The sequence below is a fragment of the Pseudomonas sp. SMN11 genome, from assembly GCF_052041945.1.
Classification (GTDB): Bacteria; Pseudomonadota; Gammaproteobacteria; order Pseudomonadales; family Pseudomonadaceae; genus Aquipseudomonas.
The window spans coordinates 1-26,823 of sequence record NZ_JBKGGW010000044.1; the positions used below are offsets into that span (position 1 = coordinate 1).

Annotated in this window: 19 protein-coding genes; 8 read left to right on the forward strand and 11 right to left on the reverse strand. The window is 64.3% G+C overall.

The genetic code is table 11. The annotated features are described in order from the left end of the window. Nucleotides 1-97: 97 nt before the first annotated feature. The 6 genes from accC to ACLEJU_RS25595 form a co-directional block, all read right to left on the reverse strand. Nucleotides 98-1,453, reverse strand: coding sequence for an acetyl-CoA carboxylase biotin carboxylase subunit (gene accC / locus ACLEJU_RS25570; protein WP_003255333.1), 1,356 nt, complete (start codon nt 1,451-1,453; stop codon nt 98-100). A 17-nt stretch (nt 1,454-1,470) separates the two neighbouring features. Next, nucleotides 1,471-1,935: an acetyl-CoA carboxylase biotin carboxyl carrier protein gene (gene accB / locus ACLEJU_RS25575; protein ID WP_110633686.1), complete on the reverse strand. Its 465-nt coding sequence runs from the start codon at nt 1,933-1,935 to the stop codon at nt 1,471-1,473. A 100-nt stretch (nt 1,936-2,035) separates the two neighbouring features. Continuing rightward, nucleotides 2,036-2,488, reverse strand: a complete 453-nt coding sequence (aroQ, locus tag ACLEJU_RS25580; protein WP_008093086.1) for a type II 3-dehydroquinate dehydratase — start codon at nt 2,486-2,488, stop codon at nt 2,036-2,038. A gap of 179 nt (nt 2,489-2,667) precedes the next feature. Continuing rightward, entirely contained in the window at nt 2,668-4,443 is a 1,776-nt protein-coding gene (locus ACLEJU_RS25585; protein WP_435424583.1) for a protein-disulfide reductase DsbD, read from the reverse strand. A gap of 264 nt (nt 4,444-4,707) precedes the next feature. Further along, nucleotides 4,708-6,669: a methyl-accepting chemotaxis protein gene (locus tag ACLEJU_RS25590; protein ID WP_435424584.1), complete on the reverse strand. Its 1,962-nt coding sequence runs from the start codon at nt 6,667-6,669 to the stop codon at nt 4,708-4,710. Between the two features lie 104 nt (nt 6,670-6,773). Further along, complete coding sequence (locus ACLEJU_RS25595; RefSeq protein WP_435424585.1) at nt 6,774-8,153, reverse strand: diguanylate cyclase; 1,380 nt, start codon at nt 8,151-8,153, stop codon at nt 6,774-6,776. 247 nt (nt 8,154-8,400) lie between these two features. Here ACLEJU_RS25595 and ACLEJU_RS25600 point away from each other — a divergent pair, with 247 nt between their 5' ends. The 5 genes from ACLEJU_RS25600 (at nt 8,401) to ACLEJU_RS25620 (ending at nt 13,371) form a co-directional block, all read left to right on the forward strand. Next, the gene (locus tag ACLEJU_RS25600) at nt 8,401-9,468 is read left to right on the forward strand and encodes a DUF2333 family protein (RefSeq protein ID WP_435424586.1); all 1,068 of its coding nucleotides are present in this window, start codon (nt 8,401-8,403) and stop codon (nt 9,466-9,468) included. A 2-nt stretch (nt 9,469-9,470) separates the two neighbouring features. Continuing rightward, a complete protein-coding gene (locus tag ACLEJU_RS25605; RefSeq protein WP_435424587.1) occupies nt 9,471-10,007 on the forward strand; it encodes an NUDIX hydrolase in 537 nt (178 codons plus the stop codon). 304 nt (nt 10,008-10,311) lie between these two features. Next, a complete protein-coding gene (locus ACLEJU_RS25610; RefSeq protein ID WP_435424588.1) occupies nt 10,312-10,683 on the forward strand; it encodes a translation initiation factor Sui1 in 372 nt (123 codons plus the stop codon). 152 nt (nt 10,684-10,835) lie between these two features. Further along, nucleotides 10,836-12,749 (forward strand): arginine decarboxylase, encoded by a 1,914-nt coding sequence (speA, locus tag ACLEJU_RS25615; protein ID WP_103445819.1) that lies wholly within the window; start codon nt 10,836-10,838, stop codon nt 12,747-12,749. Between the two features lie 166 nt (nt 12,750-12,915). Continuing rightward, nucleotides 12,916-13,371, forward strand: a complete 456-nt coding sequence (locus ACLEJU_RS25620) for an REP-associated tyrosine transposase (protein WP_435424589.1) — start codon at nt 12,916-12,918, stop codon at nt 13,369-13,371. 122 nt (nt 13,372-13,493) lie between these two features. Here the strand turns inward: ACLEJU_RS25620 and ACLEJU_RS25625 are convergent, their stop codons facing one another. After that, entirely contained in the window at nt 13,494-14,831 is a 1,338-nt protein-coding gene (locus tag ACLEJU_RS25625) for an MATE family efflux transporter (RefSeq protein WP_435424590.1), read from the reverse strand. A gap of 180 nt (nt 14,832-15,011) precedes the next feature. Here ACLEJU_RS25625 and ACLEJU_RS25630 point away from each other — a divergent pair, with 180 nt between their 5' ends. Continuing rightward, on the forward strand, nt 15,012-19,913 hold the full coding sequence (locus tag ACLEJU_RS25630) for an alpha-2-macroglobulin family protein (RefSeq protein WP_435424591.1): 4,902 nt from the start codon (nt 15,012-15,014) through the stop codon (nt 19,911-19,913). Nucleotides 19,914-20,078: 165 nt separating this feature from the next. Here the strand turns inward: ACLEJU_RS25630 and ACLEJU_RS25635 are convergent, their stop codons facing one another. After that, nucleotides 20,079-20,372: a hypothetical protein gene (locus tag ACLEJU_RS25635; RefSeq protein WP_435424592.1), complete on the reverse strand. Its 294-nt coding sequence runs from the start codon at nt 20,370-20,372 to the stop codon at nt 20,079-20,081. A 77-nt stretch (nt 20,373-20,449) separates the two neighbouring features. On the opposite strand from ACLEJU_RS25635, the gene pbpC reads away from it, so the two are divergent. Both pbpC and ACLEJU_RS25645 read left to right on the forward strand, forming a co-directional pair. Next, on the forward strand, nt 20,450-22,804 hold the full coding sequence (pbpC, locus tag ACLEJU_RS25640) for a peptidoglycan glycosyltransferase PbpC (RefSeq protein WP_435424593.1): 2,355 nt from the start codon (nt 20,450-20,452) through the stop codon (nt 22,802-22,804). Between the two features lie 92 nt (nt 22,805-22,896). Then, the gene (locus tag ACLEJU_RS25645; RefSeq protein WP_435424594.1) at nt 22,897-24,558 is read left to right on the forward strand and encodes a ShlB/FhaC/HecB family hemolysin secretion/activation protein; all 1,662 of its coding nucleotides are present in this window, start codon (nt 22,897-22,899) and stop codon (nt 24,556-24,558) included. Between the two features lie 138 nt (nt 24,559-24,696). Here ACLEJU_RS25645 and ACLEJU_RS25650 read toward each other — a convergent pair whose 3' ends face one another. The 3 genes from ACLEJU_RS25650 to ACLEJU_RS25660 all read right to left on the reverse strand — a co-directional run bounded on the left by ACLEJU_RS25650 (nt 24,697) and on the right by ACLEJU_RS25660 (nt 26,804). Beyond that, entirely contained in the window at nt 24,697-25,485 is a 789-nt protein-coding gene (locus ACLEJU_RS25650; RefSeq protein WP_435424595.1) for a response regulator transcription factor, read from the reverse strand. A gap of 113 nt (nt 25,486-25,598) precedes the next feature. After that, nucleotides 25,599-26,069: an A24 family peptidase gene (locus ACLEJU_RS25655; protein WP_435424596.1), complete on the reverse strand. Its 471-nt coding sequence runs from the start codon at nt 26,067-26,069 to the stop codon at nt 25,599-25,601. 165 nt (nt 26,070-26,234) lie between these two features. Continuing rightward, nucleotides 26,235-26,804: a DUF4136 domain-containing protein gene (locus ACLEJU_RS25660; RefSeq protein WP_435424597.1), complete on the reverse strand. Its 570-nt coding sequence runs from the start codon at nt 26,802-26,804 to the stop codon at nt 26,235-26,237. Nucleotides 26,805-26,823: the final 19 nt, after the last annotated feature.

Genomic DNA, 26,823 nt, shown 5'->3' on the forward strand with positions numbered 1-26,823 from the left:
ACACAAGGCCGCTCCTGCAGCGACCGTGCAAGCCTTCTGAGGGCTAATAAAAAACCCCGGAACAAGTCCGGGGTTTTGATGCATCACGCTAACGCGATCACTCCTGGTTGGCCAGTTTGTGCTCGAGGTAGTGGATGTTGACGCCGCCTTTGCAGAAACCTTCATCTCGCACCAGGTCGCGGTGCAGCGGGATGTTGGTCTTGATGCCGTCTACGACGATCTCGTCCAGGGCATTGCGCATGCGCGCCATGGCTTCGTCGCGGTCCTTGCCGTAGGTGATCAGCTTGCCGATCAGCGAGTCGTAGTTCGGCGGAACCGAGTAGCCGCTGTACAGGTGCGAATCGACGCGTACGCCGTTGCCGCCCGGGGCGTGGAAGTGCTTGACCTTGCCTGGGCTCGGAATGAACTTCTTCGGGTCTTCGGCGTTGATCCGGCACTCCAGCGAGTGGCCACGGATGACCACGTCTTCCTGGCGGAACGACAGCTTGTTGCCAGCGGCGATGCTCAGCATCTCCTTGACGATGTCGATACCGGTGACCATCTCCGACACCGGGTGCTCAACCTGCACACGGGTGTTCATCTCGATGAAGTAGAAACGGCCGTTCTCGTACAAGAACTCGAAGGTGCCGGCACCGCGGTAGCCGATCTCGATGCACGCATCGACGCAACGCTTGAAGACTTCCTGGCGGGCCTTTTCGTCGATACCCGGGGCCGGTGCTTCTTCCAGCACCTTCTGGTGACGGCGCTGCAGCGAGCAGTCGCGGTCGCCCAGGTGGATGGCGTTGCCCTGGCCGTCGGACAGCACCTGAACTTCCACGTGACGTGGGTTGGTCAGGAACTTCTCCAGATAGACCATCGGGTTGCCGAAGGCTGCACCGGCTTCGGTACGGGTGAGCTTGGCCGAGGAAATCAGGTCCTCTTCCTTGTGCACCACGCGCATGCCGCGACCACCACCGCCACCGGCGGCCTTGATGATCACCGGGTAGCCGACATCACGAGCGATCGCCAGGGCGACTTCTTCGTCTTCCGGCAGCGGGCCATCGGAGCCCGGTACGGTCGGTACGCCCGACTTGATCATCGCGTCCTTGGCCGAAACCTTGTCGCCCATCAGGCGAATGGTGTCGGCTTTCGGGCCGATGAAGGCGAAACCGGACTTTTCCACCTGCTCGGCGAAATCGGCGTTTTCCGCGAGGAAGCCGTAACCCGGGTGGATCGCGGTGGCGCCGGTGACTTCGGCGGCAGCGATGATCGCCGGGATGTGCAGGTAGGAATCCTTGGACGATGCAGGGCCGATGCAGACCGACTCGTCTGCCAGGCCCAGGTGCATCAGTTCACGGTCGGCCGTGGAGTGCACGGCGACGGTCTTGATGCCCAGCTCTTTGCAGGCACGCAGGATCCGCAGGGCAATTTCCCCACGGTTGGCGATCAGGACTTTTTCGAGCTTCCCAGACATCGTTGGCTCTCCGCGATTCAAACGATGGTGAACAGCGGCTGGTCGAACTCAACCGGCTGGCCGTCTTCCACCAGGATGGCGTCGATGACACCGCCAACATCGGCTTCGATGTGGTTCATCATCTTCATGGCTTCGACGATGCACAGGGTGTCGCCTTTCTTCACGCTCTGGCCAACTTCAGCGAAGTTCGGCGAGGTCGGCGAAGGCTTGCGGTAGAAGGTACCGACCATCGGCGAACGGATCACGGTGCCTTTCAGGGCTGGTGCGGCAGCAGCGGCTTCGGCGGCTGGCGCAGCGGCAGCGGCAACCGGGGCAGCGGCAGGTGCGGCAGCCATTGGCGCAGGTGCGTAGAACTGCTGGGCGGCCGGGGTCTTGCTGTGGCGGCTGATACGGACCGACTCTTCGCCTTCCTTGATCTCCAGCTCGTCGATGCCAGACTCTTCCAGCAGCTCGATCAGTTTCTTGACTTTACGGATATCCATTAATCATCAACTCCCAAAGGTTCGGTCAGGGGGCGAAATTTAAAAACGTATCTGAACGTTTCTCTCTAACCCCGGCCCACTGAGGCCAGGGTTTTCGTTATCAGGGCTGTGCGTTGGCAGCCAGTTGTTCCAGTGCAGACTCCAGGGCCAGGCGATAACCGCTGGCGCCCAGGCCGCAGATCACCCCTACCGCAACATCGGAAAAGTAGGAGTGGTGACGGAACGGTTCGCGTTTGTGCACGTTGGACAGGTGCACTTCGATGAATGGGATGCTCACCGCGAGCAATGCGTCACGTAATGCGACGCTTGTGTGGGTGAAAGCAGCCGGATTGATCAGGATGAAGTCCACACCCTCGTTGCGTGCGGCATGAATACGATCGATGAGTTCGTACTCGGCATTGCTCTGCAGGTACTGCAGATGGTGGCCAGCGGCGCGGGCGCGCTGCTCCAGGTCCTGGTTGATCTGGGCCAGGGTCACGGCGCCGTAGTGGCCCGGTTCGCGAGTCCCGAGCAGGTTCAGGTTGGGGCCGTGAAGCACCAGTAGGGTTGCCATCTGCGGATTCCTTGGATTTGTAGGGCAATTCGACACAGCGCGGCGAGTGTGCCGCAAAGCGACGGCAAGTGTCCAGTTCCCGGCAATAGGCAGCACGTTGCCCGAGGTTCGCGCGAAGTATGTGACCAAATAATGAAATCTGGTCACTCATTGGGAGAAATTTCCCGGCACGCGGGAAGTTATAGACCGAGTTTGCCGCGCACGCGCGTCAGAATCTGCGCAAATTCCCCGGCGTTTATTTCGCCAATCACCCGATCGCTGGTCATTTCGCTGCCGTTCGCCGCAAAGAACAACAGCGCCGGCGGCCCGAACAGCTGGTAGCGGTCGAGCAACGTGCGCTGTTCGGCGCTGCTTTGGGTGATATCGAAGCGCAGCAGCTTGAAGGCGCTCAACTGCCCTTGAACCTGCGGTGCATTGAGCACTTCGTGTTCGATCACCTTGCAGCTGATGCACCAGTCGGCGTACCAGTCCAGCAGCACCGGTTGGTCGGCGGCCTTTGCTTCGGCCAGGGCGGCGTTCAGCGCCGCCGGGGTGGTGACGGTTTGCCAGGCATCGGCCTTGGCCACTGCACCGCTGGTGGCAGCGGCGGGGGGTGGCAGTGGGCGCAGCGGGTCACCTTGGCCACTGAGCGCGCCGTACCAGCAGGCCAGCGCATACACCAGCAGCGCCAGGCCCAGCAGTTGTGCCAGGCGCTGACGTGGCGTTTTGACCACGAACTCCAGGGCGCCGAGGAACAGCGCCACGCCGGCTGCCAGGAAGCCGACCAGCAACAAGGTCGCCGGCCCTGGCAGCATACGGCTGAGCAGGCCGATGGCCAGGCCCAGCAGCAATACACCGATGGCGTTTTTCACGGTGTTCAGCCAAGGGCCGCTCTTCGGCAACCAGGCGGCGCCACCTGTGGCAATCAGGAGCAAGGGTGCGCCCATGCCCAGGCCCAGGGCGAACAGCTTGAGCGCACCGCCCACGGCATCGCCGCTGGCGCTGATGTACAGCAAGGCGCCCGCCAGTGGCGCCGACACACAGGGCGAAACCAGCAGGCTGGAGAGCACGCCGAGCACTGCCGCACCGAGCAGCGAGCCGCTCCGGGTGTGGTTGGCGACGTTGTTCAGGCGGTTGCTCAGGGCTTGCGGCAACTTGAGCTCGAACAGGCCGAACATGGCCAGGGCGAACACCACGAAGAAAAGCGCGAAAGGTACCAGTACCCAGGCCGACTGCAGGCGTGCCTGCAGGTTCAGGCCGGCGCCGAACAGGCCCATCAGCGCGCCGAGCACGGCGAAGCTGGCGGCCATTGGCAACACGTAGGCCAGCGACAGCGCGAGGCCGCGCAAACCACCGACCTGGCCACGCAAGACCACGCCAGAAAGGATTGGCAGCATCGGTAGCACGCAAGGGGTGAAGGTCAGGCCTACCCCGGCGAGGAAGAACAGCAGCAGTGACTTCCAGCTCCAGCCCTGTTCGCCGCCTGCAGGCACGGCGGCGCCTGCAGCGGGCGCTTCGCCATCAATGCTCAGGCGTTCGGTTTCCGGCGGGTAGCACAGGCCCTTGTCGGCGCAGCCCTGGTAACCCACCAGCAAGGTGAAGGCGCGAGCGTCGGTGCGTGGGATCTCGATGTCGAGCACGCCGTGGTACACCTCGACGTCGCCGAAGAACTCATCGTGCTTGGCTTCGCCCTTGGGGATGTTCGGCGGGCCCAGGGCGATGTCGGCCGGTTCCGTGCGGAAGTGGAAGCGGTGGCGGTACAGGTAGTAGCCGTCGGTGGCGACGAAGCGCAACTTGAGGGTTTGCGCGTCGGCCTGTACCAGGCTTAGCTTGAAGGCTTCGTGGACCGGCAGGAAGTCGGCATTGTTGGACAGCGAAGCGGCGCCGAGGGTGGCGCTGGGGCGGTTGTCGAGCAGGCCCGAGGCGAAAGCAGGGCTGGCCAGCAGCAGGAACAGCAGGAGAAACAGGCGGCGCATGGCGGACTCGCGAGGTGGAACGTGCCCGCATGATAGCGGAGTTGGCGGTGGTTGGGTGTGCAGTGGCTGGGAGGGCGACACATGGCCGCTGGCCAAGGCCTCATGCAACCTCGAAGCATGTACCGTCCTTGTGGGAGCGGCCTTGTGTCGCGAAAGGGCCGCAACGCGGCCCCAGCAATATCAGCTGTGATGCACAAATCCTGGGGGCGCTTCGCACCCCTTTCGCGACACAAGGCCGCTCCCACAGGGATATCAGTATGGTTGCTAAACCCTGAAGGCTCGCACCGCCTTGCTCAGCTCCCCGCCCAGGCTCAGCAGCTGTTCGCCCTGCTCGCGCCCTTCGCCAATACGCTGCAGGTTGTCTTCACCCAACTCATGAATCCGCTCACTGTGATCGCGAATTTCACTCACCGCACCACTCTGCTGCGCGGTGACATCGGCAATGCGCACCGCCGTATCGGCAATCGTGCGGATCGCGCTGACAATTTCGTCCAGCGCGCCATCGGCGGCCTGGGCCTGGTTGGCGGTGGCTTCGGCATGTTCCAACTGGGTGCGCATCCCGGCCACCGATTCTCGCGCCGCCTGCTGCAGGCGGTCGATCAGCGCCTGGATCTCGCCGGTAGCCCCGGTGGTGCGCTGCGCCAGTGAGCGCACCTCGTCGGCTACCACAGCAAAGCCACGGCCCATCTCGCCAGCGCGGGCGGCCTCAATGGCGGCATTCAATGCCAGCAGGTTGGTCTGTTCGGCGATGGAGCGAATCACCGTCAGCACCCCACCGATGGTGGCCGATTCCTCGGCCAGCTGTTCGATCATGCGCGCGTTGCCTTGCACCTCGTCTACCAGCGCCCGAAGGCCTGACAGGCTCTGGCCAATCACCGTCTGGCCCTGTTCCACCGCGCGGCCGGCATCGCGGCTGGCATCGGCGGCAGAGCTGGCATCGCCGGCCACTTGCTGGATGGTGGCTTCCAGCTCGCCCAGCGCATCGCGAATCTGCCCGGTGTCGCCGGCCTGGCGCTCGGCGCCGTCGTGCAGGGCGGCGCTCATGCCGGCCAGGGCGTGGCTGCTGCCGGCAACCTGCTCGGCGTTGTGGCGGATGGTGCCGACCAGCTCCACCAGGTACTGGCGCAGGCGGTTGAGCGATTCCTGAATGTCGTGCAGCTCGCGGTTGGTCTTGCCCAGTGCGATAGGCGCGGCAAAGTCACCTTCGGCCCAGCGCGACAGGGCCGGGGCCAGGCTGGTCAGGGTGCGGGCCAGGCGCCGCTGCAAAGTGTCGATGAGCAGGGCGATCAGCAGGATCAGGCCGATCATCAGCCCCTGGATGATGCGCACTTCGCCGGCAATCTTCGCGTGCTGGCCGCGCACTTCCGGCTCCAGGCCGGCGATTGCCTGTTGCACGGCTTCCAGGCGCTGGTTGGTGCTGGCGGCCAGGGCGGTGCGGCGGTCAATCTGCTCGCGGGTGCGTTGCAGCTCGGAGGGGTAGCGGTTAAGCAGACTTTGCAGCTCGCGCTTGAGGCCGACCGCCACGTCTTCCTGTTGTTCGCTGGCCTGGGACTGCAGGCCCATCATGGCGGCAAAGTCGTCGGCGTTGGATTCGGCAGCCCGGGTAACCCCCAGCAGGGGCAGGCCGTCGATGACCTGGGCCTGGGTGTGGATCAGTTGCAGTTCGCGCTCGACCTCGTCGGCCAGTTCGGCGCGGCCGCTGCTGACCAGTTTGTCCCGGGCCAGCGACAGCCGGCCCAGGTGCACGGTGGCGTCGAGCAATGGCAGCAGGTAGCGGTTGGCTTCGCTGCCGTCGCTGTCGCGGGCATAGGCGGTCAACTGTTCGAAGTTGGCCCCCAGTTCGCGTTCGGCCTGCAGTAGCAGGGCTTGCGGGTCGCCGGCCAGCTTGCCGGCGGCGAGCAGTTCGTTGGCGGTGAAGGCCTGCAGGGTGTCCAGGCTCGGGCGTAGCTTGCCGGCGAGTTCTGGCGGCCAGTCGGTCAGCGAGGCTTCGAGCTGCTTGTTGGCCTCGACGGCAGCGGCATGGCGCAGGGCATCGCCACTGCCCAGGTAGGCCTGGATGTTGCGCGCCGTCTGGTTCTGGAACTGTTGCGACAGGCCCAGGTAGCGCTCCATCAACTGATAGGGCCGCTCCAGAGCACGTTGCGACCACCACAGGGTCGCGCCCAGGGCGATACACACGGTCACCAGCAACAGGGTGTTGAAATTGGTCAGCCACTTCAGGCGCATAGCCGCGAACTTCCTGCGGGGAGTCGAGAGATAAGCGCCTGAATTTATGGCGAATTTGTTACCAGGTGATGACGATGATAGCGTTGAGCTACTGCGCTCAGTCGTTACGGCTCCACCCTGACCACGCAGTTACGCCCGGCATGCTTGGCCCGGTACAACGCCTCATCCGCCGTGCTGGCCATGCTCAGCGCATCCAGCTGATCGTCCAGCTGGACCACCCCGGCACTGAAAGTGCATTGAAGATCCTCCGGCTGCGCCGGGTAGAGAATCTCGGCAAAACGCCGGCGAATCTCGTCCAGCACCTTGTGCGCGGCTTTCAGCGGGGTGTTGGGCATGACGATGGCAAACTCTTCGCCACCATAGCGGCCAATGAAGTCGGTCTTGCGCAGGCGTTGCTTGAGGAACAGCGCCAGGCTCTTGATCACCCGGTCGCCCATGAGGTGGCCGTGGCGGTCGTTGATCTTCTTGAAATGGTCGATGTCGAGCATGGCGAAGCTCAGCGGTTGCTGCTCACGGCGGGCGCGGTAACTGCAGTCTTCGAGCAGTTGCAGGATGTGGGTGTGGTTGTACAGCCCGGTCAGGCTGTCGCGGACCATGCGAGCCTTGAGGTGGCGGGCGCGTGCGGCTCGGTTGCGCACGGTGGTGATCAGGTGCCGCGAACGGATCGGCTTGGTCAGGAAGTCATCGCCGCCTTCGCTCATGGCATCGAGCTGCTTGTCCAGGTCGTCCTCGGCGGACAGGTAGATGATCGGCACGCTGACGTAACGGTCGTTGTGACGGATCACCTTGGCCAGCTCCGGGCCTGAACACGTCGGCATGTACAGGTCGAGGATGATCAGGTCGGGCTGGAAGTCGGCCAGCTCCGCCATGGCGCGGATCGGGTCGTTCAGGCTGCGGGTCAGCATCCCGGCACTGGCCAGTACCCGTTCGGTATGCAAGGCCTGGGCGCGTGAATCGTCGATGATCAGCACGCGCAAGGGTTCTTGCTGTGCGTTGCTGGTCATGGCTTCGAGTTTTTCCAGCAGGCTGGAAGCTTCCAGCGTACCGGTCAGAAATGCCTGGCCCCCGGCGCGCACCGCCGCGAGGCGTGTCGGCGTGTCGGCCTCGTGCAGGCTGAAGAACAGCAGCGGTATGGGTTGTGCCTGGCTCCGCTGCGCCAGCGTCGCCAACGGCAGGCCGGCACCGGGGCCGTCGAAGTCGACATCCATGACAATGGCGGCCGGAGGCTGCTCGGCCAGCGATGCCAGAAACGCACTGGCGCACGGCTGCGGCTGCGCGCTCAGGCCGAAGAATTCCAGCTGTTGGGCGAGGCGCTCAGCGCGCTCATGATCGTGCAGCAGCAGGTAGACCGGTTTGCGCGCAGGTGGCAGCTCGAGCTGGTCGGGCTGATCGCCGTGGCGCAGGCGCGTACGCGACAGGCGCTGCAACAGCTGTTCGAGCTCCTGCGAGAGGCGCTCCGGGCTCGGCTTCGCGGCTTGGGTCATGTCCTGGCTACTTGTTAGTGGGCTATGCAGGTTCGATGATGGCTGTATGCTAGCACCCCTTTTTCCATCCGCACGTGCTCCGCGTCAACAAAGGCTTGCGAACGAATATTCAATTGCTGACTCATTGGTCGCTTATGCGTACGGCGGTGTCTGCTTTATAGTGCTGCCACGCGGGCTTGCCGTGGCACCCTGGCGCTGGCCTGTGGTCCAAGCCCTTGAACCGTCGTGACTGATTAAGGACAACGCCATGCTGGACTGGAAAAACCGCGAGGCCAAAGCCGAGCCCCGTGAACGTGTGGACGGCCGCGGCGCAGCAGCCCGTAGCTACCTTGGCGGCCTTTGGAGCCGTGCCCTGGGTACCCTGATCGGGTTGTACCTGCTGGTCTGCATCGGCCTGGGCTGGTACTGGAGCCAGGAACCGGACCTGTTCCCGGTGCAGCAGAACGCCCAGGCCGCCGCCGAGCGCAGTGGCCAGCAGATGGTCATCGGCTATACGACCATCGAAACACTCAAGACCGTCGCCGGCACCCTGCTGAACAAGCCGGGCGGTTACATTTCCAACGACCGCTTCCCGCCAGGCCTGTGGATGGACAACATGCCGAGCTGGGAGTACGGCGTGCTGGTGCAGGTGCGTGACCTGTCCCGGGCCCTGCGCAAGGACTTCGCCCGTTCGCAGTCGCAGTCCACCGAAGATGCCGACCTGGCCAAGGCCGAGCCGCGCTTCAACTTCGACAACAAGAGCTGGATCCTGCCGTCGAGCGAATCGGAGTTCGAAGAGGGCATCAAGTCGCTGAGCCGCTACCAGGCGCGCCTGGCCGCCGGCGACAAGGGCGCGATCTTCTATACCCGCGCCGACAACCTGAACAACTGGCTGGGTGACGTCGCCACCCGCCTGGGTTCGCTGTCGCAGCGCCTGTCGGCCAGCGTTGGCCGGGTCAAGCTCAACACCACCCTTAAGACTGAGTCGGTGGTCGCCGGCCAGGCGCCGCAGGTCGATGAAGAGCTGGTGGAAACTCCGTGGCTGCAGATCGACAACGTGTTTTACGAAGCCCGTGGCCAGGCTTGGGCACTGTCGCACCTGCTGCGCGCCATTGAGGTCGACTTCGCCGACGTGCTGGCGAAGAAGAACGCCACCGTCAGCGTGCGTCAGATCATTCGTGAGCTGGAAGCCTCGCAGGAACCGCTGTGGAGCCCGATGGTGCTCAACGGCAGCGGCTTCGGCATGTGGGCCAACCACTCGCTGGTCATGGCCAACTACATTTCCCGGGCCAACGCCGCAGTGATCGATCTGCGTCAGTTGCTGTCGCAGGGTTGAGCATGGCCATCAGCTCCAACGAGGCCGCCCACCGGGCGGCTTCCGACCGTGAACTGGTCACCTGGGTGGACGACGCCGACCAGGTGCTCGGCGCGCTGCCCAGGGCCGAGCTGCGCGAGCGTGGCCTGATTGGCCGCTGCACGTTCATCCTGTTGTTCAACAGTGCCGGTGAGCTGTGTGTGCATCGGCGGGCCCTGAGCAAGGCGCTGTACCCGGGGTATTGGGACGTCGCGGCCGGTGGCATGGTGACGGCAGGGGAGGCGTATGACGACTCGGCTGCCCGCGAGCTGGCCGAGGAGCTGGGCATCGAAGGCGTCGAGTTGCGTTTCCATGAGCGGTTCTATTTCGATATGCCAGACAACCACCTGTGGTGCGCGGTGTATTCGGCGGTGTCGGATGCGCCACTGCGGTTGCAGCCGGAAGAGGTGATCGAGGCGAAGTTTGTCAGCCTTGCGCTGGCAGAGCAGGACAGCCTGATCAAACCCTATTGCCCGGACTCGCTGGCCGCGTTGCAGCGCTACAAGGCCAGCTTGGAATGACGTCGGGGACCGCTTTGCGGTCCTTTCGCGACACAAGGCCGCTTCTGCAGGCGAACGCGCAACCCTTGTAGGAGCGGCCTTGTGTCGCGAAAGGGCTGCGTAGCAGCCCCAAGGTCGCAAATCATTCGCAAAATGGCGCATTCCAGTACTTAGCAACCGCCTGATTTATCGTTACACTGCGCGCCCTTTTCGGGCTGCCGCAGGATCTTGCGGCAGTAGCGCCGCCCCTGCCAGAGTGGGGCTTCGCGGTCGGTCTCTGCCCCAGGGACTGACCAGTTTTTGTCCTCAGCACAGAGGAACAAAAGTGGCCAAGAAAGCTTCTTCCTTCGCCGCCCTTGGCGGTCTCGTTTACTCCACCGATGCCGGTCGGCATTGTCCCGACTGTGGCCAGCCGGTGGACGCCTGCACCTGCAAGCAGCAAGTCATCCCCGAAGGTGACGGCATCGCCCGTGTGCGTCGTGAAAGCAAAGGCCGTGGCGGCAAGACCGTGACGACCGTCACCGGCGTGCCGCTGCCGCTCGACCAGCTCAAGGAAATGGCCACCACCCTCAAGCGCCGCTGCGGTACCGGCGGTGCGCTGAAGGATGGGGTCATCGAGATCCAGGGCGACCACGTCGAGCTGCTGATCGCCGAGCTGATCAAACAGGGCTTCAAGGCGAAAAAGTCCGGCGGCTGATGCGCCCCCGCGATTTTTTGCCCAACGCTTTCTAAACTCGTTCCCGTGACCAGGGTCTACCCCAGGGCACGGACGAATCGTCATTTTCGGCTTTTACACTGCGCCCGCCTCCTTGCGGGGCAGTGTCTTCGACTTATCTATAGGGGACTTGAATGTCCGTACGACGCACACGCAAAGACGATGGTAGCCAATGGACCGTGGCCGACAGCCGCAGTGTTTACGGCATCCGCCATTGGGGCGCTGGTTATTTCGCCATCAATGAAGCCGGGCGCGTCGAAGTGCGCCCCAACGGCCCCGGCAGCGCGCCGATCGACCTGTTCGAACAGGTCGACGAGCTGCGTCAGAGCGGCCTGTCGCTGCCGCTGCTGGTGCGCTTCCCCGACATCCTGCAGGACCGCGTACGCCAGCTGACCGGCGCTTTCGATGCCAACATCGCGCGCCTGGAATACCAGAGCCAGTACACCGCGCTGTACCCGATCAAGGTCAACCAGCAGGAAGCGGTGGTGGAAAACATCATCGCCACGCAGAACGTCTCGATCGGCCTGGAAGCCGGCTCCAAGCCTGAGCTGCTGGCCGTGCTGGCGCTGGCGCCGAAGGGCGGCACCATCGTCTGCAACGGCTACAAGGACCGCGAGTTCATCCGCCTGGCGCTGATGGGCCAGAAGCTCGGCCACAACGTGTTCATCGTCATCGAGAAAGAGTCGGAAGTGGCTCTGGTGATCGATGAGGCTGCCGATCTCAAGGTCAAGCCGCAGGTCGGCCTGCGCGTGCGCCTGTCGTCGCTGGCGTCGAGCAAGTGGGCCGACACCGGGGGCGAGAAGTCCAAGTTCGGGTTGTCCGCCGCCCAGCTGATCTCGGTGGTGCAACGCTTCCGCGATGCCGGCCTGGACCAGGGCATCCGCCTGCTGCACTTCCACATGGGCTCGCAGATCGCCAACTTGGCCGACTACCAGCACGGTTTCAAGGAAGCCATCCGCTACTACGGCGAATTGCGTGCGCTGGGCCTGCCGGTCGACCATATCGACGTCGGCGGTGGCCTGGGCGTGGACTACGACGGTACCCACTCGCGTAATGCCAGCTCGATCAACTACGACATGGATGACTACGCCGGTGTGGTGGTGGGCATGCTCAAGGAGTTCTGCGACGCGCAGGGCCTGCCGCACCCGCACATCTTCTCCGAGAGCGGTCGTTCGCTGACCGCGCACCACGCGATGCTGGTGATCCAGGTGACCGACGTCGAGAAGCACAACGACGATGTGCCGACCATCGAAAACAAGGAAGCCCTGCCGGAAACCGTGCAATGGCTGGTCGACCTGCTGGGCCCGACCGACATCGAGATGGTCACCGAAACCTACTGGCGCGCCACCCACTACATGGGCGACGTGGCGGCGCAGTATGCCGATGGCAAGATCAGCCTGGCCGAGAAAGCCCTGGCCGAGCAGTGCTACTTCGCCGTGTGCCGCCGCCTGCACAACTCGCTGAAGGCCCGCCAGCGCTCGCACCGCCAGGTGCTGGACGAGCTCAACGACAAGCTGGCCGACAAGTACATCTGCAACTTCTCGGTGTTCCAGAGCCTGCCGGACACTTGGGCTATCGGCCAGGTACTGCCGATCATCCCGCTGCATCGCCTGGACGAAGAGCCGATGCGTCGTGCTGTGCTGCAGGACCTGACCTGCGACTCCGACGGCAAGATCAACCAGTACGTCGACGAGCAGAGCATCGAGACCAGCATGCCGGTGCATGCGGTCAACGAAGGTGAGGACTACCTGCTGGGCGTGTTCCTGGTCGGCGCCTACCAGGAAATCCTTGGCGACATGCACAACCTGTTCGGTGACACCGACTCGGTGAACATCTACCAGAATGCCGATGGCAGCGTGTACCACGCCGGTATCGAGACCCACGACACCATCGAAGACATGCTGCGATACGTGCACCTGTCGCCGGAGGAGTTGATGACTCACTACCGCGACAAGGTAGCCAGCGCCAAGATCAGCGCGCGCGAGCGGACCCAGTTCCTCGATGCGTTGCGCCTGGGCCTGACCCGCTCGTCCTACCTGTCGTCGTGACCGCCGAGGCCGCTCCTGCAAACGCCGTACGGCTTTTTTGTGGGAGCGGCCTTGCGTCGCGAAATGAGGGCGAAGCCCTGACCGAATTCACACTCGGTAATGAACCTCTCTGAAGGCTCAGCTCCACCGCGTCTACCTTTGAGTGCAATGTTCAAAGGAGAGTGACATGGAAAGTCCTAGCTCCAATCTGTTGCGGCGAGGCCGCTGGTCCGAGTTCGGCCGCCTTTACCTCATTACAACCAATACAAGAGATCGCGTCCCGCTATTCACTGATTTCCACTGGGCCAGGACTATCGTCCATCAGTTACGTAAAAGTGATGAAGACATGGCATGCCGATCTCTGGCCTGGGTGCTGATGCCTGACCATCTTCATTGGTTGATTGAGTTGAATGACGTCGGTCTCAGTGATCTGATGTGCGCATTCAAGTCGCGAAGCAGTTGTGCGCTCTACAGGGCCGGCGCTGACCGGCGTCAGATCTGGCAATCCAGTTTTCATGACCGGGCCTTACGTCGCGAAGAAGATGTTAAGGCGGTGGCACGGTACATCATTGCGAATCCTGTCCGCGCTGGTTTGGTCAAACGTGCAGGTGAATATCCATATTGGGATTGTGTGTGGCTTTGAGTCAGCAGGTGAGGGCTTCGCCCTCATTTCGCGACACAAGGCCGCTCCCACATTGATCGGCGAACGCAGGCCCTTGTGGGAGCGGCCTCGTGTCGCGAAAGGGCCGCAACGCGGCCCCGGCGTCACTGAATCCAACGCTCTCTTGCCTGCAATCGCCAGCCAACCCACCCCAGCGTCACCGCCCGCAACGCCATGAACCCGAGAAAGGCCAACCACAACCCATGGTTGCCAAACCCGCTCATGACCACCCCCAAAGGCAGCGCAATCAGCACCGACAGCACCATCGCATTGCGCATTTCCCGCGCCCGGGTTGCGCCGATGAACAGCCCGTCGAGCAAGTAGCTCCACACCGCAATCAACGGCAGCAGCGCCAGGTACGGCAAGTACGGATAGGCCGCCGCCCGCACGCTATCAATATTGGTCTGCAGGTCGATGAACAGGTGCCCGCCCAGCAGGAACAAGCCGGCAAACCCCAGGCTGGTGATCAGCGACCAACCGCAGGCCACCACCAGTGACCGGCGCAAGGTATCCCGGTCCCGCGCACCAATGGCATGCCCGCACAGCGCCTCGACGGCGTGCGCCAGACCATCGAGGGCGTAGGCAGTGAGCAGCAGCCCGTTGAGCAGCAGGGCATTGGCCGCCACCGTGGCCTCGCCCAGGCGTGCGCCCTGCACGGTGATCAGCAGGAACACCAACTGCAGCGCCAGGCTGCGCAGAAAGATGTCGCGGTTTACCGCCAGCAATGGCCGCCAGGCTTGCCAGCTTTTGAGCGCAGTCCAGACGATCTGCCCGGGGTAGGCGCGCAAGGCAGGGCGGGTCAGGGCCAGGCCGAGTAACGCGGCACTCCATTCGGCGATCACCGAGGCCCGCGCCGAACCCAGCACGCCCCAGTTCAGGCCAAGCACGAACCACAGGTTGAGGGCGATGTTCAGCAGGTTGGTGGTCAGCAGAATCGCCAACGGCGCTCGTGCGTTCTGTGTGCCGAGGAACCAGCCGACCAGCGCATAGCTGGCCAGTGCGGCTGGCAGGCCGAGCAACCGGGTATGGAAGAAGTCTTCGGTGGATTGCTGCAACGCCTCGCTCGGTTGCATGGCGTGCAGCGCCAACTGGCTGAAGGGCAGTGCAAGCAGGCCAATGAGCAGGGCGAAGGCCAAGGCCAGCAGCAGGCCTTGTACCAGTACCTGGCGCAGGGCGGCGCCGTCGGCACGCCCGGCGGCCTGGGCGGCGAAGCCGGTGGACCCCATGCGCAGGAAGCCCATCAGGCCGACCATGAAGGTGAACAGCGTGGCGCCCACGGCCACGGCACCGAGCTGGTGGGCGTGCGGCAGGTGGCCGATCACGGTGCTGTCGACCAGCGCCACCAGCGGCACCGAGATGTTGGAGAGGATCATGGGCGCTGCCAGCGCCCAGACCTTGCGGTGGGTGGGGCGGTGTTGCCAGTCGGCGGACAGTTGCGACATTGCTATTCCTGAGGCTGCGGGGCGCAAAGCGTCCCCGGTATTCGGCTGGACACAGTGTACCGGCCAGGCAACCAATCCGCGCGAACAGGGTCTCACTTGCCGCATCGGTGAAAGTCCCACGTCCACCGTTGCGCTATAGTTGCTGCCCTCACGTACACGCTGCCTAAGAGTTCCCACTCCATGTTCAACAAAGGATTGTTGCTGGCCTGCGCGCTGGCCTTGCTCAGTGCCTGTGATTCCTCGACGCCGGACAAACCCGCTGCCGCCGAAAAACCGGCCGCGAGCGCTGCGGTCGAGGCCCCGGCGCCCAAGCGCGAGGACCCTGCTGTCCTCGCCAAACGCTACGAAGGGCGCGAGCTCAGCGTGCTGGATGTCTCGGAAGTGCAGCTCGATGGCGCCAGCACCTTGTCGATCAGCTTCTCGGCACCGCTGGACGCCAAGCAGGACTTCGCCGCCAAGGTGCACCTGGTCGACACGGTCAAAGGCAAGGTCGATGGTGCCTGGGAACTCTCCGACAACCAGATGGAATTGCGTCTGCGCCACCTCGAGCCGCAGCGCAAGCTGGTGCTGACCGTCGACAAGGGCCTGTTGGCGGTCAACGGCAAACAGCTCGACAGCGAATCGGTGAGCCGCCTGGAAACCCGCGACATGCAACCCACCGTCGGCTTTGCCAGCCGTGGTTCGTTGCTGCCCACCCGCCTGGCCGAAGGCCTGCCGGTGATTGCGCTGAACGTGCCCAAGGTCGATGTCGAGTTCTTCCGGGTCAAGCCCGAGATGCTCTCGACCTTCCTGGCCAGCTGGGGCCGCAACAGCAGCCTGTACTACTACCAGTCCAAGGAAACCCTGGACATGGCCGAGCTGGTCTACAGCGGCCGTTTCGACCTGAACCCGGCGCGCAACACCCGCGAAACCGTGTTGCTGCCGATTGCCGGGATCAAGCCACTGCAGGAGCCAGGCGTGTACCTGGCCGTGATGCGTGCCTCGGGCACCTATGACTATTCGCAGCCGGCGACACTGTTCACCCTCAGCGACATCGGCGTGTCCGCCCACCGCTACCGTGATCGCCTGGACGTGTTCGCCCAGGCCCTGGAAGGCGGCAAGGCACTCAAGGACGTCAACCTCGAACTGCATGACGACAAGGGCAAGCTGCTGGCCCAGGCCAAGACCGACGGCGCCGGCCATGCCCAGCTGCCGATCACGGCCAAGGCCGACACCCTGATCGCCACCCAGGGCGTGCACACCACCTTGCTGCGCCTGAACACCGCTGCCCTGGACCTGGCCGAGTTCGACATCACCGGCCCCCAGGCCAACCCGCTGCAGTTTTTCATCTTCGGCCCGCGCGACCTTTATCGCCCGGGTGAAACGGTGCTGCTCAACGGCCTGCTGCGCGACCAGGATGGCAAGCCGGTCAAGGCCCAGCCGGTCAGCGTGGAAGTGCGCCGCCCGGATGAGCAGGTCAGCCGCAAGTTCGTCTGGGAGGCCGACGCCAATGGCCTGTATCAGTACCAGCTGCAACTGGCCACGGAGGCCCCGACCGGCCGCTGGCAATTGCTGCTCGACCTGGGTGGTGGGCGCAAGCAGGTCTACGAGTTCCTCGTCGAAGATTTCCTCCCCGAGCGCCTGGCACTTGAGCTCAAGGGCAGCGATACACCGCTGTCGCCCGAGGAAGATGCGCGCATCCAGGTCAATGGCCGCTACCTCTACGGTGCGCCAGCTGCCGGCAACCGCTTGAGCGGCCAAGCCTATGTGCGCCCACTGCGCGAAGCCGTGCCCGCACTGCCGGGCTACCAGTTCGGCTCGGTTACCGAAACCGAACTGACCCAGGATCTGGAGCTGGACGAAGTCACCCTCGACCAGGCTGGCAAGGGCGTGGTCGATATCGAGAGCCACTGGGCCGAAGCCCGCTCGCCGCTGCAGTTGACCGTGCAGGCCAGCCTGCAGGAGTCCGGCGGCCGGCCGATCACCCGCCGCCTTGAGCAGCCAATCTGGCCTGCCGAGCGCCTGCCTGGCCTGCGCGGCCTGTTCGACGGCGAGGAAACCGACAGCGATGGCCCGGTGGAATTCGAGTTCCTCGTGGCCGACCGCGAAGGCAACAAGCTCGCCGCCAACGACATGAAAGTGCGGCTGATCCGCGAGCGTCGCGACTACTACTGGAACTACTCGCAGAGCGATGGCTGGAGCTACAACTACAACGAGAAATTCCTCACCCAGAGCGAGGAGACCATCAGCGTCAAGGCCGGCTCCACCGCCAAGCTGAGTTTCCAGGTGGAGTGGGGCCCATACCGCGTCGAGGTGGAAGACCCCGAGACCGGGCTGGTTTCCAGCGAGCGCTTCTGGGCCGGTTACCGCGCCCAGTACAACGCCGAAGGCGGCGCGGTGCGACCGGACCAGGTAAAGCTGGCGCTGGACAAGCCGGCCTATGCCGATGGCGCCACCGCCAGGGTCACCGTGACCCCGCCAGCGGCCGGCAGCGGCTACCTGATGATCGAGTCCAGCGATGGCCCGCTGTGGTGGCAGGAAATCGAGGTGCCTGCCGAGGGCAAGACCTTCGATGTGCAACTGGACAAACAGTGGGCGCGCCACGACCTGTATATCAGCGCGCTGGTGATCCGCCCGGGTGAGCGCAAGGCCAATGCCACGCCCAAGCGCGCCGTCGGCGTGCTGCACCTGCCGCTGGCGCGTGCCGAGCGCAAGCTCGCGGTCAGCCTGCAGGCGCCGGAGAAGATGCGGCCCAAGCAGCCGCTGACGGTGAAGATCAAGGCTGCCAATGCTGACGGCAGCGTGCCGAAGCAAGTGCACGTGCTGCTGTCCGCAGTCGATGTAGGCATCCTCAACATCACCGACTTCAAGACCCCCGACCCCTTTGCCAGCCTGTTCGGCCGTAAGGCCTACGGCGCCGACCAGCTGGACATCTACGGCCAGCTGATCGAAGCCGGCCAGGGCCGCCTGGCCAGCCTGGCCTTCGGCGGTGACGCGGCAATGGCCAAGGGCGGCAAGCGGCCCAACACCACGGTGACCATCGTTGCCCAGCAAAGCCTGCCGGTGACCCTGAACGACCAAGGCGAAGGCGAGGCGACCGTCGATATTCCCGACTTCAATGGCGAGCTGCGGCTGATGGCCCAAGCCTGGACCGACGAGCATTTCGGCATGGCCGAAGGCAAGACGGTAGTAGCCGCGCCGCTGATCGCCGAACTGTCGGCGCCGCGCTTCCTGGCCGGCGGTGACCGCACCAGCCTGGCGCTGGACCTGGCCAACCTGTCGGGGCGCGCGCAACAGTTGAGTGTCGAGATCCGCACTGAAGGCCAGCTGAGCCTGGCGGCCAGCGCCCAGCAGACTATCGCCCTGGCCGAAGGCCAGCGCAGCACGCTGCTGATCCCGGTACAGGCCTTGGGCGGCCTGGGGCAAGGCAAGGTGCAGGTGCGGGTCAATGGCCTGCAACTGCCGGGCGAGCCGGCGAACACCTTCGAACGTGAATGGACCCTGGGCGTGCGCCCGGCTTACCCGGCGATGCTCAAGCATTATCGCGTGGCCCTCAAGGACCAGCCATGGACCTTGCCGGAAACCGACCTGGCCGCCTTCGAGCCGGCGGGCCTGGAAGCCAGCCTGGCGCTGTCGAGCCGCCCGCCACTGAACCTGGCCGAACAGATCCGCGCCCTCGAAGCCTACCCTTACGGCTGCTTGGAGCAGACCACCAGTGGCCTGTATCCGTCACTGTACGCCGATGCCGAGAGCCTCAAGCGCCTGGGCATCAAGGGTGAGCCGGCCGAGGTGCGCAAGCGCAAGATCGAGATGGGCATCGAGCACCTGCTGGGCATGCAGCGCTACAACGGCAGCTTCGGCTTGTGGAGCTCGGACAGTGAAGAGGAATACTGGCTGACGGCCTATGTTACCGACTTCCTGCTGCGTGCCCGCGATCAGGGGTACGGCGTGCCGGCCGAAGCCCTGAAAAAGGCTAACGAGCGCCTGCTGCGCTACTTGCAGGAACGCAACCTTATCGAAGTCGACTACAGCGAAAACGCCGAGCACACCCGCTTCGCCGTGCAAGCCTACGCTGCACTGGTGCTGTCGCGCAGCCAGCAGGCACCGCTGGGCGCATTGCGCAGCCTGTTCGAGCGCCGCGCCGATGCCCGCTCCGGCCTGCCGCTGGTGCAACTGGCGGTCGCGCTGGACGCCATGGGCGACAAGCCGCGTGCCGAGCAGGCGCTACAGGCGGGCCTTGGCGTCAGCCGCAGCAAGGGCTGGATGGCTGACTATGGCAGCAGCCTGCGCGACCAGGCACTGATCCTGGCACTGCTGCAGGAGAGCAAACTGGCCAGCAACCAGGTTGACCAGCGCCTGTTCGCCCTGTCGGACGAGCTGGCGGCCAACCGTTGGTTGTCGACCCAGGAGCGCAACGCGTTGTACTTGGCCGGCCGTGGCCTGCTGGGCAAGCCGGAAGCACCGTGGAAGGCACGCCTGGACAGTGCCGGTGAAGTGCGTGAGTTCAACAACGTCGAGGCGGGCATGAAGCTCGAAGGGCCATTGCTGGCCTCGCCGCTGAGCGTGCAGAACGAGGGTAGCGAAACGCTCTATCAGCAACTGACCCTGTCGGGCTATCCACGCCAGGCGCCTGTCGCGGGTGGCAACGGCATGGAGATCCGCCGTGAGTACCTGGGCATGAACGGCCAGGCGCTGGACCTGCATAACCTGCGCAGCGGCGACCTGGTGCTGGTGCACCTGGCGCTCAAGGCCAGCGATCGCGTGCCGGATGCCCTGGTGGTCGATTTGCTGCCAGCTGGCCTGGAACTGGAGAACCAGAACCTGGCGCAGAGCGCTGCCAGCCTGGACAACGCCAGCAGTGCGGTGAAGCAATGGCGCGAGTCGATGCAGAACGCCAGCGTGGTGCACCAGGAATACCGTGATGACCGCTACGTGGCGGCCCTCAAGCTCGATGGTTATGGCACCACGCACCTGCTGTACCTGGCGCGGGCGGTGACCCCGGGCACCTACCGGGTGCCCCCGCCGCAGGTGGAGTCGATGTATCGACCGAATCTGCAGGCGGTGGGAGATGGGCAAGGAGAGATGACGGTAAAAGCTCGTTAAAGGTTAGTGCGGACCTTGTGGGAGCGGCCTTGCCGGGACGCCGGACCGGTCGGAAAGGGGTGCGAAGCGCCCCCGGATCTCAGCCGGGCAGCTGAAATTGCCGGGACTGCTGTGCAGCCCTTTCGCGACGCAAGGCCGCTCCCACAGAAGCAGTCCAGCATTCCGTCAGTGAATGACCCAGCTCATCACCCACAACCCCAACACCAGCCAGATGATCCCGAGGATGATCGAGGCGCGCATGAAGGCGCGGATTGCCGAGTACAGCAGCATCAGGCCGATGATCAGGGCGAGGATGCTGATCAGCGAGGTGTCCATGCCCAACGTGCGTGCCAGGCCATCGATGAAATTGCCCCCGGCGTTGGCCAGCAGGTTGAACAGGCCGCTCATGATGTCGACGATGAAGCGGATCAACGACCCCAGTGCTTGGCCAAGCCACTCGAAAAAACCTTCTACATGCATAGTTGCTTCCTGATGTACGAATCGGCACGGTTGCCGCTCCCCAGCCTTAGGCCATTACCTGGCCAGGCCGGTTCCCGATGCCAAGCTTAGCGCGGCCACGTACCCGAGCGGGAACGCTTGTGCGTGCGACTGTGATCAGCATCCTGATGCTGCTCGGCCTGTTGTGGCTGGCCGACCGCATCTGGCCGCTGCCGATGCCGGGCAATGACCTGGCTCGGGTGGTGCTGGCCGAAGACGGCACACCGTTGTGGCGCTTTGCCGATGCCGATGGTGTGTGGCGATATCCGGTCAGCCCGGAAGACGTTTCGCCGCTGTACCTGCAGGCCCTGCTGACGTATGAGGATCGCTGGTTCTACCGCCACCCGGGGGTCAACCCGCTGGCCCTGGCGCGGGCCGCCTTGCTCAACCTGCGGGGTGGGCGGGTGGTGTCTGGCGGCAGCACCTTGTCGATGCAGGTTGCACGCCTGCTCGACCCGCATGATCGCACCCTGGCCGGCAAACTGCGGCAGCTGTGGCGCACCGCGCAGCTGGAGTGGCACCTGTCCAAGCGCGAGATCCTGCAGATCTACCTGAATCGTGCGCCGTTCGGCGGTACCTTGCAGGGCGTGGCCGCGGCCAGTTGGGCTTATCTGGGCAAGTCACCGCAACATCTCACGCCCGCCGAGGCGGCACTGCTGGCGGTGCTGCCGCAGGCACCGAGCCGCTTGCGCCCGGACCGCCACCCGGCCCGTGCCCAGCGGGCCCGGGACAAGGTGCTACAGCGCCTGGACGAATATCAGGTGTGGCCGGCCCGACAGATCAAGGAGGCCGCCGAGGAGCCTTTGTTGCTGGCCCCGCGTCAGGAACCTGCGTTGGCGCCCCTGCTGGCGCGGCGACTGAACACCCCTGACAGCCCGACGTTGATTCGCACCACCCTCGACGCCTCGCTGCAGCGGCGCCTGGAGGACCTGCTGCTGGGTTGGCGCGCACGCCTGCCGGAGCGCACCTCGGCGGCGATCCTGGTGGTCGAGGCGCAGACCATGGCGGTGCGCGCTTACCTGGGCTCGATCGACTTGGGCGACGAGCGCCGTTTTGGCCATGTCGACATGGTCCGCTCGTTGCGCTCGCCAGGCTCGACGCTCAAGCCTTTTCTTTACGGCCTGGCCATGGATGACGGCCTGATCCACTCCGAATCGCTGCTGCAGGATGTACCGCGTCGTTACGGCGACTATCGCCCCGGTAATTTCTCGATGGGCTTCAGCGGCCCAGTGTCGGCCAGCTCGGCACTGGCGCTGTCGCTCAACCTGCCGGCAGTGCAATTGCTCGAAGCGTATGGGCCCAAACGCTTCGCCGCTCAGTTGCGCATGGCCGGCGTGCCGCTGGCGCTGCCGCCACTGGCCGAGCCCAACCTGGCATTGATTCTGGGCGGCGCCGGTAGCCGCCTGGAGGACCTGGTCGGCGGCTATGCGGCACTGGCCCGGGGCGGTAACAGCGCTCAGGTTCGCCTGCAACCGCAGGATCCGTTGCTGGAGCGGCGACTGATGTCGCCGGGCGCGGCCTGGATCATCCGGCGCATCCTCAGTGGTCAGGCGCGGCCCGACCGCGACCCGTATGCCGAACTGGTGCAGCGCCCGCAGCTGGCCTGGAAAACCGGTACCAGCTATGGCTTTCGCGATGCCTGGTCGATCGGCGTAGGGCCGCGCTACCTGATCGGGGTATGGATCGGTCGCCCCGATGGCACGCCGGTGCCCGGGCAGTTCGGCCTGGCTTCGGCGGCACCCTTGATGCTGCAGGTGCATGACTTGCTGAGCAACCGCGACAGCCAGCGCGGTATCCGGGTACCGGTGGAACGTGTGCCGGAAAGCGTTGGCGTGGCGGCCATCTGCTGGCCGCTGGGCCAGCCAATGAACCGACAGGACCCGAACTGCCGGCGCCAGCGCTTTGCCTGGACCCTCGATGGCACGACGCCTCCCACTTTGCAGGCTGCTGACCAGCCCCTCGGCCTTGGCCTGCGCGAGAGCATCTGGGTCAATACTCAAGGCCTGCGCGTGGACGGCAGTTGCCCAGGCGCCAAGGCAATCGACATCGCCTTGTGGCCGGCACCGTTGGAGCCTTGGTTGCCACGCGTCGAGCGGCGTGCGGCGCGGCTGCCGGCGGTGGACCCAAGCTGCCCGCCACAGGTCCCGGCCAGCGCGCCGCCGCTGTCGATCGTCGGCGTGCGCCCCGACGACAACCTGCGGCGCCCGGCCACCAGTAGCGAACCCTTGCAGTTGCGCGTTTCTGCCTTGGGTGGTGGCGGGCGCCGCTGGTGGTTCCTCAACGGCCAGCCGCTGGGCGAAAGCGAAGGGCAGGAAAGCGTGCTGGTGCGTTTTGACCAGGTCGGGCAGTTCGAACTCAGTGCTCTGGACGAGAGCGGAGAAACAGCGCGGGTAGCGTTCCAGGTCAACGAGTAGGCGTTCGACGTTTACCGGGGCAGCACCTACGCTTGCAAGTGACGGGTGAGGCCGGTCGACGCCCCGGTACCCAAGGGATTGTGGAGCGTCCTATGCGTCTTCTGCTGATGCCCCTGCTGCTGTCGGCCTGTGCCAGTGTGGTGATCGCCGAGCCCTTGCCAGTGTTTCTCGACGGCCACGAATACGAGCGCCGCCTGCCCAGCGCGAACCTGCCGATCGAGGCCTACCGCCCACTTGCCCCGAGCCTGCAGCTGGCGCCGTCCAGCTCGGTATCCGACACGTTGCCCCTGGCGACTCGTTTCGTGCTGCACAAGGTGCGCTTCGAAGGCGGTACTGTCTATCCGTTGAGCGAATTGCGCGAGCATTACCAGCCATTGATTGGCCGCGAAGTGAGCGTCGGCGAGCTGCAGCAGTTCACTGAACGCCTGACCCGGCGCTACCAGCGCGACGGTTACCTGCTGTCTTTGGCCTACCTGCCTGACCAGGAATTTGCCGAGGGGCGCGTGCATGTGGTGTTGGTCGAGGGGTATGTCCACGACGTGCGGCGTGAAGGGGATATCGGACCCGCTGGCGCTTACCTCGACCAGCTGCTGGAGCGCTTGCGGGCGGAACGCCCGTTGACCCAGGCGACGCTCGACCGCTTCATCGGCCTGGCCCAGCGCATCCCCGGGGTGACGTTGCAGGGCGACTTGATCCAGGCCGAGCACGGCGAGGGCGCCGCGCAGCTTACCGTGCATGCCTTGCGCAAGCCCTTCGAAGCGGCAGTGGCGTTCAGCGATGGCAGCCGCGATGGGCCGCAGGGGCTGTTCAAGGTAACCAGCAATGCCCAGACCCGTTTTGCCGAGCAGTTGACGGCCAGCGTCCTGCTGCCACCGGGTGATGACCACAGCCATTACCAGCGCCTTGATTACAGCCAGCACCTGGACGCACAGGGCAGCCAGCTGCTGCTTTCGGCCGCTCGCTACCGCAGCGAGCCGCGCACACCTGTGCCGCTGGAGCATGGTTCGCAGTTTTTCCAGCGGATTGAAAGCGAGCGTTATGCAATCGGGCTTGGCCAGCCGGTGATCGTCACCGCGGATGAATGGTTGGCGGTGACCGGGCATGTGTACACGGTCAGTGAGCATGACGAAGATCTCACCGGCGGCCTGGGGCACAACGACACCTATGTGCGTGCGCTGTCGTTCGAGGGCGATTGGCGCAAGGCCGAGGCCGGGCGGTTACGCATGGTCAGCGCCGGGGTGTATCAGGGGCTTGATTACCTGGGCGCTCGCAGCGATGCCGACTACGACATGGACTTCCTGCGCTTTCGCGTGGCGGGGTTGCAGAGCGACAGGTTGTTTCAGCGCTGGCAGGGTGTGTTGTCAGGCGCCTTGTACTGGACCGATGACCGGCTGCCCGACAGCGAGCGTGCGGTGTTTGGCGGGCAGAACTTCGGCCATGGCTACCCCCAGGACCAGGCGTCGGGGGACAAGGGCTGGGGCGTGGCCTACGAGCTGAACTACAACATCCAGCCTGGCGCTGGCTGGGTGCGACTGGTGCAACCGTATGCGCTGCTGGATGCTGCGCAGGCCTGGTACAACGGCGGGCCATTCGAAGATGCCAGGATGCGTTCGGCGGCATTGGGTGTGCGGCTTGGGGATGGGCGGTACGGCAATGTGGCACTGGAGGTGGCCAAGCCATTGGCGGATGTAGCGTTGGACAGCATGAGCCGAGTGCCGCGATGGACGGTGAGTTTTAGCTACATGCTGGAGTAGATGCTGGCTGTACCGTCTTCATCGCCGGCAAGCCGGCTCCCACAGGATAACCACCAGCCACCAGGCCAGCGTTGTCCCTATGGGTGCTGGCTTGCTGGCAATGAGGCCATTGGCATTCATGCCAAGCCTCAGAAGATCTCAATGTGTGGTGAACCGCTGATGCACCGGTGAAGAACTCGGCGTCAATGCCAACGCCAACTGCGTGCGGTTGTGCATGTGGGTCAAGCGCAGTACCTGCGACACATACAGCTTCACGGTGTTCTCGGTGATCCCCAGTTCACAGGCAATCTGGTAGTTGGTCTTGCCCTTGCTCACCAGCCGGGCAACTTCCAGTTGCCGCGGAGACAGCTTCTCGAACGCCGCAGGCAGTTCACCCTCAACAACCTCTTCGACGCCGTCGGTGGCGCGGCGGTGGACGCCCTGGCCGCGGGCCTTCTCCAGGTCCTGGTAGAGTTCATCGATGGAGCCGGCCAGGTCCTGCAGGCGCTGATTGAGGTTGCCCAGGTCCCGAAGGTTGGCCTTGCGCTCCAGCAGCACTTGTTCCTGGCGGCGCACGCCTTCGAGCAGCTCATCGAGGTCCATGGGCTTCTGGTAGTAATCGGCAAAACCTTCGCGAAGGGCGCGGATCACGTCCTGCTTTTCGGCACGCCCGGTGAGCATGATTGCCTGGAACATGCGCTGGGCCCCGGCAATTTCTTTCAACGCCCGGACCAACTCGATGCCATCGCGTTCGGGCATGTGCAAGTCGCACAACACCAGGCCGATGGCTTCGTCAGCGACGAAGCGTTCGATGGCTTCGTCGGTGGAGTGGGCCGCCGCACAGTGGTGGCCCTGGATTTCGAGGTATTCACACAATTGTTCGACGATCAGCGGCTGGTCATCTACGACCAGAACCTTCACCTCACTGAATGACTTGTTCACGATCAACTCCCTGTTCGTAAGCGGCCCTGCTCCCGGGCCAGACGCTCTGGCAGCTTAAAAGTAGACGCTCCTCGCAGTTCTGTACAAGGTTTGTACAAGTGATCGGACAACAGGGATGGCTATTGGATCCATACAGCCGTGAGAAGAAAGCCTGCCAATACGTAAGGCACGAAGGCTTGTTTGTCGCCCATTTCTTCCGTCAGGGTGGCCACGCGCTTCTTCACTTTGGGGTTGAGCAGTTTCCACAGGCGCCTGCGGGTCAGCAGCCACAGCACCACGCTGACGCCCGCGCCGATGAAGGTGCCGAGCACATATTGCGGGCTGGTTGCCAGGGCCAGTGCGCCCATCAGCTTGACGTCGTCGGCACCGAAGCGGCCCAGCATGTAGCCTGGCAGGGTCAGCAGCATGACGATGGCCAGGGCCCAGCCAGCGTCGCTGGCATCGGCGCCGATCCAGGTGTGGCCCGTAGCGAACAGCCAGACCAGGGCGCCAGCGGCGAATCCCAGGGTCAGCATGTTGGCGATTTGGCGCTCGCGGATATCTTGTTCAGTGCACAAGGCAAGCCACATCAGGAGAACAATGCTTTGCATCGGCAGGCCGCCTTTCCCATTCGTTGAACACTGCTACCCGATCAGTCAGGTTTCCTAAACAGGGTAGACGCGATCTGACGAACGGGCATGGCAGAGGGGCAAAAAGGTCGTTGTGGGAGCCGCACATGCCGGCGTAGGGCCGCACAGCGGCCCCCTGCGATTGGTTTATTTCACCCGGCCCGGCGGATAGTTGCCGAGCACCTGGGCAACGGTCTTCTGGATTGCGCTGTTACGCTCGTCGGGGCTAGGCGGGTAGTTGTTCATGATCTGTTCGGCACTGCCACGCCAGACCAGCTTGCCATCATGGCCATCGAACATGTCGACCTGGATGGTTGCCACCTTGTAGTCGACGCTGCGGGTCTCGTTGTACATCGGGCCGCCCCAGTAACCGTTCCAGTAGCCACCCCAGGCGCCGCCATAGTTGGTGGTGATCTGTTGCTGGCGTTGTTCGACGATCAGGTAGGCGCGGATTGTCACGTCAGGCCTGGCATTGCCCTGGACGGGGCGCAGGCCACGCTGGTCGAGCTGGTCGGCGACCGCCGCGCGGATGCGCTGCTCGGTCAGGTCGCTCTTGATGCGCGGGTCATCCGGGCGGTATTGCAGGCCCGGTTCCTGCCATGCCCAGCTGCGATAGGCGGCAAAATCGCGGCTGGCGTCGAAATCCTGCTGAACGTTGTTGCTCGAACAGGCCGTAAGCAGCAGCGCGAATGACAGTAGAACGAGGCGGCGCAACATGATGGTTCTCCGTTAGGCA